An 11,957-nucleotide genomic window follows, 5' to 3' on the forward strand; every position below is an offset into this window, starting at 1 on the left:
CAGGGTGGCGAACTCATCTAAGGGAAAACCCTTAGTGGGCATTCCCAACTATCGGCATGGTCTGCTCCCTGGTTATCCCTGACGATGCTCATGCAGCCAGACGCCCAACGGGAAGAGGACCAGCACCATGGCTATACAGCTTGCCAGCGTCAGTGCCAGTGAGATTGACCCTCTTCCCGCCGCATCACTGCCCCAGGTAAGCGTGTCCCAGCGCACCGATGCCGAAGCGGGCTGTGCGCTCTATGGTGGATTGGGTCTGGAGGATCGTCGTCGGTTGCAGTCGCACGGCGCACCGGTCGAGCGACGGGCGGGCACTCTTGTCTTCGAGGAGGGCGAGGATGCCGCAAACATCTATATCGTCGCGGCCGGCGTGGTGCAGGAATACAAGATGATGCCGGATGGCCGACGCATCATCACCGCCTTTCACTATCCGGGCGAACTCGTCGGCCTGACCTTCGGAGCACGGCATAGCTGTTCCGCCGAGGCAGCCACGCACGCTGTCCTGCGCCGCTTCTCCCGGCGAACCCTGTCCGACTTCAACGATCGCCTGCCGGGCTTCGGCCAGGGACTCCTGTCCCACCTCAGTGATGAACTTTCTGCGGTGCAGGGGCGCCAGTTGCTGTTGGGGCGCAAGACCGCCGTGGAACGGGTCGCCTCCTTCCTGCTGGAGCTCTCCGAGCGGGCGGCCCGCAACGGCGATTCCACCACCTATCTCTGGCTGCCCATGCGCCGTGAGGCCATTGCGGATCATCTGGGCCTGACTCTGGAGACCGTGAGCCGCGTCTTCTCCCGCCTGCGCCGCGAGCACCTGATCTCGACCGAGCGCAATGGCTGGATCGAACTGCTGGACCCTGAAGCCCTGACCGAGATCGCCGAGGGCGATTGACCGTTCGGTCCGACCGAAGGGAGCAAGATCGCGTTCGTTCCCTCGGTTGCTACAGAGTAATACCCCTTTCGCATAGCTTGTGCCTGCGCGCCGCTGGCCCGACCCTGATCCTGCTTGAGGCAGGTTCGGAGAGAGGCGATGCGGCGTCTGCTGACGATGTTGGCACTTCCCGTCATTCTGGCTGCGCTGCTGCCCGGGTCGGTGGAGGCGCGCCGCCTGCTCCAGGACGGGGCGATCGAAGCACATGTAGCCGACGGCGAGTGGTGTGCGGAGCGGATTTACGTCGAACTGCGTACGCCTGTCCGGGAAAGCTTTGCCGGCGATGCCTTCCAGGTGCGCCGCGCCGTGGCGATCCTGGGCAGTTTGCTGCCGCTGGAGTGTCCGCAGGCGCGGGAAATCGAACTGGTCGGCACGGTCGGCGGCATGCCGGTTTGGCGCGCGGCCGCTGGGGCCTCGTCCGGAGAACTGCGGGTGTTGTCCACCCCCGCTCAGGGCGATCTGGTGCCGCTGGACGAGCGTCAGCGCACCCTCGAGATCCAGAGCGCCCTCAACAGCCTCGGCTTCGACGCCGGTTCACCTGACGGCATGGCAGGACCGCGCACCCGGGCGGCTATCCGCGCCTGGCGCGCTTCGCGCGGACTGACTGGTAGCGATTCGCCGTCAGCCGACGTGCTGCTCGCCCTGCGACGCGAGCGCGGCGCAGCCTCCGAAGCGCCGGAAGCGGAGCTAGCCGAACTGGCGACACGACCGCCGGCTGCGATCTCGCCCGTCGCTGAGGCGGGCCCCGTGGCGTCCCCGGCGCCGTCCGCGTCGACAGCGCCGACGGAGGCGCCTGTAGCGACTGCAGCAGCTGCGACAGGCGAGCTCCGCGAGTTTGCGGCCGCTCACAATCTCGTGCTGGTCAACGGAAGAGTAGCGCTGTCGGCCGGGCACCGGGCGCCCGAGCAGGTAAAGCAGAGTGAGCCCGGCGGATTGCTGGACCGTCTGGCCCTGCGTGCTGCACCGGAGATCACGGCTGACGACAACACGGCCCTAGCTTATCTCGATCTCCTGCCGCGTGAGCTGCGGCGGCGCATCATCGTGGACGCCCTGTCCGCGATGACCGAACTCCAGCATAAGAACTTGGAGCATCGCGGCTGGCGCCTTATGGCCAGAGATGCGCGGCAACTCGGGTTCAACGAGTTCGAGTTTCAGAGACTGTTGCAGGGCTATAGAAGCGAGGGTCAGGCTAGGCTGGTTGCCGAAGCGCCGGATCTGCCGCTGCCAGTGGCGATCATCTGCGGTGGTCAACTTGGAGACTATGACTTCGAGCAGCAGCGGTTTTCTCTGGAGCACAGCTGCGCCAATGTGAACACCAAGTCACAGCGAGTGCGCGCTGAACTCTTCCTCACCGATGCCCCCACCCATATCGACAAGACGCCGGAGGAAGCCGAGGCGCTGCGCGTTCGGCTCGGTCGCGGAAATCGTATCTTTACAGCGGTTGAGGCGTCGGTCGTTGGCATTGCACCGCAGGAGCGGCGGGAAAACGCGTTTGACCTTACGCTCTCACCCGAAACCCTCATTTTCTACGAAGACGAAGGGCTGCAGGTCGAACTGCTGCGGGTCGCGTTCGACGCAGCACCGGAGCAGGCTGTGGCCGGCAGGCCGACGCTCGACCCGCGCCGACTGATCGTCAAGAACGAGCGCCGCTGGGCGGGTGAGGACAGGGCGCGATTGGAGCATCACCTCGCGATGCTGGCCCTGGCAGAGGCTCCTGGCATCCTGGACACCGATGAAGGCGCTTACGCCTACATGGAGCGACTCAACAGCGAGCAGAAGCGCCGTCTGGCTGAAGCAGCGGGTGTCGATTACGAGACAATCTTCGGAAGAAGCAGCCGGGTCGGATTGCAGGTTCAATACAATCTCGACGAATTTGCGCGCCGACGGCTCCTCCAAACTTTCCGAGCGGACTTTTCAGCGCAACTTTTCGAGGTGACGCCCGAGTTGCCGCTGCGCCTGCTGCTGTACTGCAATGTAGGCTTGGCAGAGTATGATTTCGAGCGATCGCTCTTTCCGTTCTCCCAACCTTTGGAGCGCTCCTGCAGCCAACCCGATGTCTTTCGCCAAAGCGGCTTTAGGACGGTTGTCCCCTTGGATGGCACGCCTGTGGGCATTGCCGTTAGCATGGATGAGGCGGTCTCCTTCCGCGACCAGCATCTGGTACAGCGGAGGCAGTCCGGAAACAGGGTGGTCTCCGGGCGGCCGACGGCCCGCCTCGGCATCGAGATGTCAATCTCTGCAGTGTCCCCAACCCGGGAGCAGAGTGTCCATAGCCGAATCTTCAATGCGGAGATCAAGACCGAAGGCCTCGTCCTGTTCTCGGCTACCGATAGCGATCGAATGGCACCTCTGCGCAGGCTGGACTTCCAAGCGCACGATCCTGCCTCGGTGGCGGCAGAACCGCTCGCGGTTCCGAGCCTGACCGACAGCGCCACCCTGATGTTGACGATGTTGAAGTCCGGGCTGGTCGAGCCATCCCCTGACGAATGGCGGCAGTGGGCGGGCGCCAGGGTGCGGATGGAAGCGGGAGACGACCTGGCAGACTGGCCCGACTTCTTCGGGGGCAGCATTGCGGCACGTGGCCTTGGCGATCCCGGAAATCGGATAAGCGATGAGTTGCTGGCTCACTTTGAGCAGTGGACGCGCAATCGGGCAGCGGCGCTGCCGGCAACCCTACGTCTGGAAACAGGTCCGATGAAACTGACATCCGCGCAGCAGGCGGAGGGACGCCTAGCGCTGCTGGACGGCAACAGAAGCAACGATGAACGCAACCTCGCCGCGGAAATCGGCGTTCCCCAAGAGTATCTGTACTCGGAACGGATCCCGAACCGGCAGAACCATCCCCTGCCGGTGGACCATCTGGTTCTGGTTTTGCCCGCGGCCGCGGACTCCTATGCAATCCAGTTTGATCGCACGGAGATCAACCCGAACCTCGTGGTGCGGCCACAGATGCACCTGACCTTCGCCAACCCTCGCCTCGTTCAACTGAACCGACGTTCGGTCCTGCTTCTGGATGCCAAGCCGGAATCCGCGCGACTGCTTGCACGCGAGACGGGCGAGGAATTGGCGCGCACCGAGTTCCAGGAACGGCCGGATGCCAAGCCGGAAACAATCGCGTTTCCCCCGGAAGGCTACATGGCTGTTCTGCATGCACGCATGACCAACGGTGATGCCGTCGAAGCGCTCTCCAAGTCTTTTGGCAATCGCTTCGATGCCTTCACGAGACGCCAGCGCGCGGAGGACGTCGTTGCGCAAGCAAGAAACTTCGACCCGGGAGGCGAAGGCTTCTGGGTGATCGGCGAGGTGACTTTCGGCGAGTACGACTTCGGCACGGAGCGCTTCCCTGTGCGTTCTCTCAGCCTGGATGACCATGAGCGCAGCTATGGAAGCACCGTCACTCTGGCGCCTGCCGATCGTGCGCAGTTCGACGTCCCGATGGAGCCCGAGGAAGCTCGGCAATGGCAGCTTACCAATGCGTCCCATCCAAGATACGCACTGCGCGCACGCGTGGTGGTGGAGGAAGCGACATCAAGACGGCTTGAGCTTGGCGTCCTGGAGTTCGAAGTGCTGGATCGGGGCGCAACCTTGGCGGTGCGCGATCCGGCACGTGTGCTCTACCGAGGTATTCCCGGAAAGCAGGAACCTCCGAACGCGCCGGCCATGTCGGCGGAGCGGTCAGCGGATCAACACGACGCCGAAGCTGTTTCGACGCAGGTTGAAGACCGGGTGGCTCCGCTCTCCATTCTCGGCATAGCGCTCGGCAGTCCTCTGGAAGAAGCGATCGCGCTGCTGAGCGAGGCACTGAGCGAAGCAGTGGTTTTTCGCACCGAGCGTGCGGAACGCAGCGCCGCACAAGAGGGCAATCTCTGGGACCCCTTCAACGAAGCGTTAATGGTCCGCTCCGGCGATGGCCGGGAGGCGGTGATGGTCTATAGCGAACCTCCAACGGCTGCCGAGCGCGTGACGGCTCTCACACGATGGGTTGATTTCGGGACGAGCGGTCCGCCGCTATCGAACGTAGAAGAACTTCTGACCAAACATTACGGGAGGGCGGACATTCGCTCCGACGCGACAACAGCCGTGCTCCTCGCTTGGCATGCTGATCGCGAGAAGGCCGATCGCCGCTGCCAAAACAGTCTCTCGATGCTGGCGCGGCAGGAATGGCGAGTGGACCATCATCCCTGGCAGGGGACGGAAGAGGCTCTCGAACTGCCACGGGCACACGCTGCCCATCCCGGCGGCGCAGCCCGCACCATTTCGCAGAACGGGGCTTTCCCCTTCAGGGTGAGCGGCTTCATTGGGCCGGGCTTAAGCGGCGCCCGCTGCCCCGAGACCCTCTTCGCCCTCATCGTTGCCGGGCCGGATGGGCGAGCGCTGCGCCTCCTGACCGGGCTTGCCGATCCCCTTGCCCTGGAGGAGACGGTCGAAGCCAACCGTTCCAGCATGATGCAAGGCTCCGCTAGCGAGAGCACTGCCGAAATCGACCTGAAGTTCTGAGGAGGATGGGTGATGATGAAAACCTTCGCGGCCGCCACGCTGCTCGCTGCAGGCGTGGCCCTTGCTGGTTGCCCCAGCAGCACCAATCAGACCGTGGGCGCAGGTGCCGGCGGCTTGCTCGGCGGACTGATCGGGTCCCAGATCGGCAGCGGCTCCACGCGGCTGATCGCCACGGGGGTCGGCGCGGGCGTGGGCGTTCTGATCGGGCAGCAGATCGGCGCCTATCTGGATGAGCGCGACAAGCAACTGGCCGAGGAATCCACCATACACAGCTACCGTTCCGGCGAGTCCCAGTCCTGGGAGAACCCGGAAACCGGCACCAAGGGAACCGTCCGCCCGGTCGCCCAGTCGCAGGTGGCGGACAGTGGTGACAGCTGCCAGGTCCAGGAGCAGACCATCCGCCTCGAAGACGGTCGGTCGGAGACCACCCGCTATAAAGTCTGTGAACGCGACGGTGAGTTCTATACCCAGGCGGTTTAGCTCCCGCCACGCGGGTCGGCTTTGCGCCATGCTGGGTGAGACGGCAGCGCCGGCCTCTGCTATGCTGGCTGCATGCTTGGATTATTTGGACTCTTCGGGCGTTCGAAGGACCTGCAGCGCCTGGACAGGGCGCTGCGGGCGCAGGGGCTGCATCCGCGTCTGATGCCCGATGCGGCGAAGCTCACGACGCTCAAACTGCTGCAGGAAGCAACCGGTGAGCGCAGCCCGGCGGAATCGGTGCATGAGCATGCCGCCGCCCTGCTGGTCTACTGCCAATTGGGCGCCCAGGGCTTCGTTGCCGACCAGGACATGGCAGCCCTCGAGGCGGTTGAAGCCCGGATCGAGACCGCATTGTCCCAGGGGGACAGTCTGGATGCGCGCCTGGTCTTGTTGATGCTCCACGCCGGCCTGATCCAGGATCAGGTGGTCGAGCGTTTCGGCCTGGAGGTCGGCTGAGGGCAGCGGGGCGCCTTGCGTTATTGTGGCGCCACCGCGCGAAGCTCACCTGCAACAGCGTCGATCAGGGCCGGCAGGCCCTGAAAGTCGGCAAAGCTCGCCAGATGCGCGATCTCGGCCGCCGGGCGCTTGCGGTAGCCCTCGGTGAAGAGGAGGAAGGGCAGGCCGGCTGCCGCTGCGGCGGTGGCATCGATCTCGCTGTCGCCAACGTAAATAGCCGCCCCGCCGCCCAGCGCCTCGACAGCCGCGTGCAGCGGTGCCGGATCGGGCTTCTTTGCGCCGACGCTGTCGCCGCCGATGATGGCCCGGAAATGCTGCGCCACGTCCAGGCCGGCAAGAATGGCCTTGGAGATGGCGGCGGGCTTGTTGGTGCACAGCCCGATCGCGTGCCCGTCATCCTGCAACCGGATGAGCGCGCCCTTCACCCCGGGGTAGAGCCGGGTGAGCGCGGTCGGCGCGGCGTTGTAGTGGGCCATGAAGCGCTCGATGAAGCTGTCCCGCCTGGCCGGATCCACCGACCCGAAGCAGTGCTGCATGACCCGTTCGATCAACACCGGCACGCCATTGCCGATAAAGCTCTGCACGGTGGCCAGATCGAGCGGGGCCAGACCCTCCTCCTGAAGCAGCTTGGCAACGCCGGCGTGAATGTCGGGCGCACTGTCGATCAGGGTGCCGTCGAGGTCGAAGATGATGCTGGTCATGGCAGGCACTCAGGTGAGCAGCGGCGCGTTGCGGCTATCGATCCGCAGGGCCACTTCGCTTCCGGCCGGATGGTCGTCAGTGTCGGGGCCGTGCTGGGTATCGACGATGATCGTGCCGTCGGCCGTTTCAATCAGGTAGCGGATCTGGCTGCCGAGAAACTCGCGGTGCCGGATGCGGCCCGGCAAGATGCCTTCGCCACGCTCCTCGGTCAGAGTGATGTTCTGCGGGCGCAGGACGATGCGGTCGGCGCCCTCGGGCGGCGCGGGGACGGGGAGGCGATGGCCGCTCTTGGTCACGAAGTTTCCGTCCTGCACCCGGCCTTCGATGATGTTCGCCGTGCCGAGGAAGCCGGCGACGAAGCCGTTGGTGGGGTGGTCGTAGAGATGCTGGGGCGTGCCGATCTGCTGGATGACGCCGCCGTCGAGCACCGCCATGCGGTCGGAGGTCGTGTTGGCCTCTTCCTGGTCGTGGGTCACGAAGATGGTGGTGAGCTGCAGTTTGCGCTGCAGGGCCAGCAGTTCACGGCGCATCTGCACGCGTAGTGAGGCATCGAGGTTGGAGAGTGGCTCGTCCAGCAGGAGCACCTGCGGCTCGATGGCAATGGTGCGTGCCAGCGCCACCCGCTGCTGCTGCCCGCCGGAAAGCTGCGAGGGCATGCGCTCGGCCAGGTCCAAGAGGCCCACCAGTTCCAGCGCTGCCTCCACCTTGGGGCCGACCTCGCGGCGGGGCAGGCGGCGCTCTTCCAGGCCGAAGGCGACATTGGCGCGCACCGACATGTGCGGCCAGAGCGCGTAGGACTGGAACACCATGCCGACGTTGCGTTTCCAGGGCGGCAGGTCGACCACGTCGTGAACGCCGATCAGGATGCGTCCCTTCGGCCGCGGCCCGAAGCCGGCGATGGCGCGCAGCAGGGTCGACTTGCCCGAGCCGGAGGGACCGAGGAAGGCGAAAAACTCACCCGGCTTGATCTCCATGTCGATACCGGCCAGGACTTTGGTGGTTCCGAAGGAGAGATGAAGATTCTCGATACGGATCCTGGCGGTCTCGCGGATCATGCTGTTCTCCTTGTTCGACGCGCCAGCCGTCACTGCTCAGCCTCCCCGCGGCCGGTGCGAAGGCGGTCGCGTTCGATGATGCGGTGCGAGAGATAGGTGCCCAGGGCCACGATCACCACAGCGAGGATGCCCAGCGCCGCACCCGCGCCGCGCCCGGCCGGGGACTGCATGTAGAGATAGATGCCGTAGGCCAGCGGGGCCTCGCTGGCGCGGCTGACCAGCATGATTGTGGCGGAGAGTTCGACGGCGGCCGTGGCAAAGCTGGTGACGAAGCCGGCAAGGATGCCGCCGGCCATCAGCGGGACCACCACCCGGCGGATGGTGCGCGACTTGCTGGCGCCGAGGTTCTCAGCGGCCTCCTCAAGAGCCAGCGAAAGCTGCTGCAGCGCCGCCATGCAGGAGCGCAGGGCATAGGGCAGGCGCCGGATCATCAGCGCGATGATGATGATGCCCCACCAGCTTGCCATGGGGCCGAGACCGAAGGGAAGCTGGATGCCGTGGAACATCCGCAGGTAGCCGATGCCGAGCACGACACCGGGAACCGCCAGGGCAGCGGTCGCCATGTAGTCCAGCCACTTGCGGCCGGGCAGGCCGGTGCGGATGACGATGTAGGCGATCGCGGTGCCCACCACCACGTCCAGGATCGCCGCCGTGCCGGCATAGAGCAGGGTGTTGTAGATGTACTGCGCGGACTCGGTGAAGACGGTGTGGAAGTGCTGCAGCGTGAAGCCGTCGGGCAGGGGGCTGAAGGACCAGATCGTGCCGAAGGCCAACAGCACCAGGCCGAAGTGCGGCGAAAGCACCAGCGCCAGGATCAGCAAGATCACTCCGTAGGCCAGGATCTTCTCCTTGGTCGAAAGCTCGCGCTTGGACAGCCCGCCGCCGCCCTTCTGCGTCGTGGCGTAGTCCTTGCCGCGCATGAAGAGGAAGGAGGCCCAGAGGGAAAAGACAGAGAAGGCCACGAGGATGAAGGAGATCACGTAGCCCATGGGGTCGTTGATGCCCACACCCGTGATTCGCAGATAGGCCTGCGGCGCCAGCATGGTGTTGACGTTCAGCAGCAGAGGCGTGCCCAGGTCGTCGAACACCTTGATGAAGACCAGGGCGGCGCCTGCCAGATAGCCCGGCATGGCGAGCGGAAAGACGATGCGCCGGAAGAGTCGCAGGCCCGAGGCCCCCAGGTTTTGGGCGGACTCCTCCATGGAGCGGTCGATGTTGCGCAGTGCGGCAGAGAGATTGATCAGGATGAAAGGGAAGTAGTGGATCGACTGCACCAGGATGACGCCGTTCAGCCCCTCCATGAAGGGGATGCGAAAGCCGAAATACTGGTTAAGCAGCAGATTGACCGTGCCGTTGCGCCCGAAGAGCAGTGACATGGCGACCGCACCGACGAAGGGCGGCATGATCAGGGGGATGAAACCGAGGCTCTGAATGATCGCCGTGCCGGCGAAGTTGAAGCGCGTGGTGATGTAGGCAAGGGGCAAGGCGATGATGGTCGCCACCACCACCGACATGGCAGAGACGTAGAAGGAATTGACGAAGCTCTGCTGGAACAGCGTGGTGTTGAAGAAGTCCTCGAAGTTCTGGAGCGTCAGCGCACCCGTCCGGGCGTCCAGGAAGGCCACGTAGATCACCTGCGCAACCGGCAGGACGAGAAAAGCCATCAGGAGGATGGCGATCAGGATGCCCGCCACCGCTGCCCCGGACAGGCGCGGGAACAGGGTAAAGCGTGACGACTGGGTTGAGGTGGCGCTCATCAACAGCCTTCCGGGAGCACGGCAGAAAAGGGCCCGCCCTGCCGCGAGGGCAGGGCGGGCCGACAGGAGGACTGCTTACAGTGCGGCGGCCTGCTCGGCCAGTTCCCTGGCCTTGCGGTAGTTATCGACCGCGAAGCTGTCCCACTCCTGCTCCACCTCGGCCTGACGGCCCACCACTTCGGTGTCTTCCGTCTTGCGGGCCACCTGGAAGACGCCGGTGAAGGAGGGGTCGAGGGATTCTTCCTCGGTGATCGGCAGCGCCTCGATGAGTGCGCGGGCCTCGGCGATCAGCGCCTGGGCTTCCTCGTTGCCGCTGTCGGCCTGCGCCGCTTCGGCCTCCTGCACCGCTGACACTGCGTCGCGGAGGTCGTCCAGGCGGTAGGTGATCATCACGTCGAAGAGCGAGTTGACCAGATTGTAGCGCGCCCCGGACTTGTCGACGTCGAAGGCGATGGCGCCTGGCGCGAAATCCTCGTCGAAGGGATTGGGGAAACCCTCAGGCGCGTTGGCATAGGCCTCCGGGTTGACCGGCAGGCGCATGATCGAGGGATTCAGCAGCACTTGCTGCCCTTCGGGGGACAGCACGAACTCGACGAAGGTCTTTGCACCTTCTTCATTGGGCGCATTCTCGATGACCCCGATGTTCGCCGGCACGATCGAGGTCACGCTGGGATAAACCAACTCGACCGGGAAGCCCGTGGCTTTTGAGGCGAGGCCGAAGAAGTCGATGACGATGCCGTATCCGGCGCTGCCGGAATTCACCGCGTCAGGCACGCCAAAGCTGCGCTCGGTCACGGTGTTCATGTTGCCGGCGATCCACTTCCACTTGGCCCAGCCGTCTTCCCAGCCGTCACCCTGCAGCAGGGTTTCGACGGTCAAGTGCGTGGTGCCGGAGCGCGAGGGTGCGGACATGGCTACATGGCCGTTGTACTCGGCGCGCATGAGATCTTCCCACTCCTGAGCGACTGGGAGCTCGTTCGCCTCGACATAGCGGGTGTTGTACATGATGCCGTAGCCGGAGGCGGCGAAGCCGTAATAGAAGCCATCCGGATCGTTGATCGGGTAGGAGCCGATCTCGTGCGGGATGCCCTCGGCTTGGATGTCGACCTGAGCCAGCAGATTCTCCGACTTCAGGACCTCGAAGGCATCCGGGGCCGAGGCCCAGAAGATGTCCGTGGTGTTGGAGTCACGGGTTTCCTGGAGGAAGGCAACCGAGGCGTTGGTGTTCCGGTTGATCACTTCCAGTTCATGATCCGGATGTGCCTCTTCGAAGGCAGCCTTGAAGGGCCCCGTCAGGTCCTGGGGAAAGGACGTAACCACCGTGATGGTGTCGGCCGAGGCCGTGGACACGGCCAGCAGGCCGAGCGCGGTGCCCAGCAACAGGTTCTTCATGGTATTTCCTCCCAATCGGGTGTCGGCGTTCTGTCCGCCTCTTGATGATTTCCGGGGCGGCGTGGGCACAGTCTGCCCAAGTACCGCGAGGGATCAAGCAATAGCGGACGCGTGGTGGTGCGAACGCATGCGCAGCAAATTCGCCGCACACCCGTTACTGGGAGGCTTCCAGGAAATCTTCGATTGGGAGATGAGCGGGGACGATAACCATGGGAAGAGGCCGCGCCCGCGAGCCCCGGATTAGGGGGTGATGAGCCGGAATCGAACTCTGGCGAGCGGCGCTATCCCAGGCACGGGCCGAGGCGTGAAGTCCCGCCTCGGCCGGAACGTCAGACCGCGAAGCTTTCTCCGCAGCCGCAGCGGCTCGATTCGTTCGGGTTCTTGAAGACGAAACCGGACTCGAGCTTGTCTTCGACAAAGTCCATCTCGCTGCCAAGGATGAACAAGACCGAGGTGGGGTCGACGAAGATCTTGACGCCCTTGTCCTCGACGACGTCCTCGAACTTCTTCTGCTCCTTAGCGTACTCGACGAAGTAGCTCAGGCCGGAGCAGCCGCGTGTGCGCACACCGACGCGCAGTCCCAAAACCCCGTCCTCCGGGCTCTTGGTCATCAGGTGCTTGACGCGCTCGGCGGCGCGTTCCGTCAAGGTCAGTACGCTGCCAGTCATAGACACTCGTCCTTTCTGCTCCTCC

General features: G+C 64.5%; 9 protein-coding genes. 4 read left to right on the forward strand and 5 right to left on the reverse strand.

Translation table 11 applies throughout. The features are described from left to right. The first annotated feature begins 127 nt into the window (after positions 1–127). From ABZ720_RS16030 to ABZ720_RS16045, 4 genes are all read left to right on the forward strand, one after another. The gene (locus tag ABZ720_RS16030) at positions 128–886 is read left to right on the forward strand and encodes a helix-turn-helix domain-containing protein (RefSeq protein ID WP_366556533.1); all 759 of its coding nucleotides are present in this window, start codon (positions 128–130) and stop codon (positions 884–886) included. Positions 887–1,024: 138 nt separating this feature from the next. Beyond that, positions 1,025–5,422, forward strand: coding sequence for a peptidoglycan-binding protein (locus ABZ720_RS16035; protein ID WP_366556534.1), 4,398 nt, complete (start codon positions 1,025–1,027; stop codon positions 5,420–5,422). Between the two features lie 12 nt (positions 5,423–5,434). Then, complete coding sequence (locus ABZ720_RS16040; RefSeq protein WP_366556535.1) at positions 5,435–5,902, forward strand: YMGG-like glycine zipper-containing protein; 468 nt, start codon at positions 5,435–5,437, stop codon at positions 5,900–5,902. Between the two features lie 72 nt (positions 5,903–5,974). Then, positions 5,975–6,358: a hypothetical protein gene (locus tag ABZ720_RS16045; RefSeq protein WP_366556536.1), complete on the forward strand. Its 384-nt coding sequence runs from the start codon at positions 5,975–5,977 to the stop codon at positions 6,356–6,358. A gap of 20 nt (positions 6,359–6,378) precedes the next feature. Here ABZ720_RS16045 and gph read toward each other — a convergent pair whose 3' ends face one another. The 5 genes from gph to ABZ720_RS16070 form a co-directional block, all read right to left on the reverse strand. After that, positions 6,379–7,059, reverse strand: a complete 681-nt coding sequence (gene gph / locus ABZ720_RS16050) for a phosphoglycolate phosphatase (RefSeq protein WP_366556537.1) — start codon at positions 7,057–7,059, stop codon at positions 6,379–6,381. Positions 7,060–7,068: 9 nt separating this feature from the next. Beyond that, positions 7,069–8,115 (reverse strand): ABC transporter ATP-binding protein, encoded by a 1,047-nt coding sequence (locus ABZ720_RS16055; RefSeq protein WP_366556538.1) that lies wholly within the window; start codon positions 8,113–8,115, stop codon positions 7,069–7,071. A 29-nt stretch (positions 8,116–8,144) separates the two neighbouring features. After that, positions 8,145–9,872: an ABC transporter permease gene (locus ABZ720_RS16060; RefSeq protein WP_366556539.1), complete on the reverse strand. Its 1,728-nt coding sequence runs from the start codon at positions 9,870–9,872 to the stop codon at positions 8,145–8,147. A 75-nt stretch (positions 9,873–9,947) separates the two neighbouring features. Then, entirely contained in the window at positions 9,948–11,264 is a 1,317-nt protein-coding gene (locus ABZ720_RS16065) for an ABC transporter substrate-binding protein (protein ID WP_366556540.1), read from the reverse strand. Between the two features lie 329 nt (positions 11,265–11,593). Further along, on the reverse strand, positions 11,594–11,932 hold the full coding sequence (locus ABZ720_RS16070; protein WP_366556541.1) for a HesB/IscA family protein: 339 nt from the start codon (positions 11,930–11,932) through the stop codon (positions 11,594–11,596). Between the last annotated feature and the right edge of the window lie 25 nt (positions 11,933–11,957).

Source organism: Aquibaculum sediminis, assembly GCF_040712085.1.
GTDB lineage: Bacteria > Pseudomonadota > Alphaproteobacteria > Kiloniellales > DSM-21159 > Aquibaculum > Aquibaculum sediminis.

Excerpts from the sequence above, each read along its gene's own strand:
- ABZ720_RS16030 (WP_366556533.1), top strand. The coding sequence starts at position 128 with ATGGCTATACAGCTTGCCAGCGTCAGTGCCAGTGAGATTGACCCTCTT.
- ABZ720_RS16035 (WP_366556534.1), top strand. The coding sequence starts at position 1,025 with ATGCGGCGTCTGCTGACGATGTTGGCACTTCCCGTCATTCTGGCTGCG.
- ABZ720_RS16040 (WP_366556535.1), top strand. The coding sequence starts at position 5,435 with ATGATGAAAACCTTCGCGGCCGCCACGCTGCTCGCTGCAGGCGTGGCC.
- ABZ720_RS16045 (WP_366556536.1), top strand. The coding sequence starts at position 5,975 with ATGCTTGGATTATTTGGACTCTTCGGGCGTTCGAAGGACCTGCAGCGC.
- gph (WP_366556537.1), bottom strand. The coding sequence starts at position 7,059 with ATGACCAGCATCATCTTCGACCTCGACGGCACCCTGATCGACAGTGCG.
- ABZ720_RS16055 (WP_366556538.1), bottom strand. The coding sequence starts at position 8,115 with ATGATCCGCGAGACCGCCAGGATCCGTATCGAGAATCTTCATCTCTCC.
- ABZ720_RS16060 (WP_366556539.1), bottom strand. The coding sequence starts at position 9,872 with ATGAGCGCCACCTCAACCCAGTCGTCACGCTTTACCCTGTTCCCGCGC.
- ABZ720_RS16065 (WP_366556540.1), bottom strand. The coding sequence starts at position 11,264 with ATGAAGAACCTGTTGCTGGGCACCGCGCTCGGCCTGCTGGCCGTGTCC.
- ABZ720_RS16070 (WP_366556541.1), bottom strand. The coding sequence starts at position 11,932 with ATGACTGGCAGCGTACTGACCTTGACGGAACGCGCCGCCGAGCGCGTC.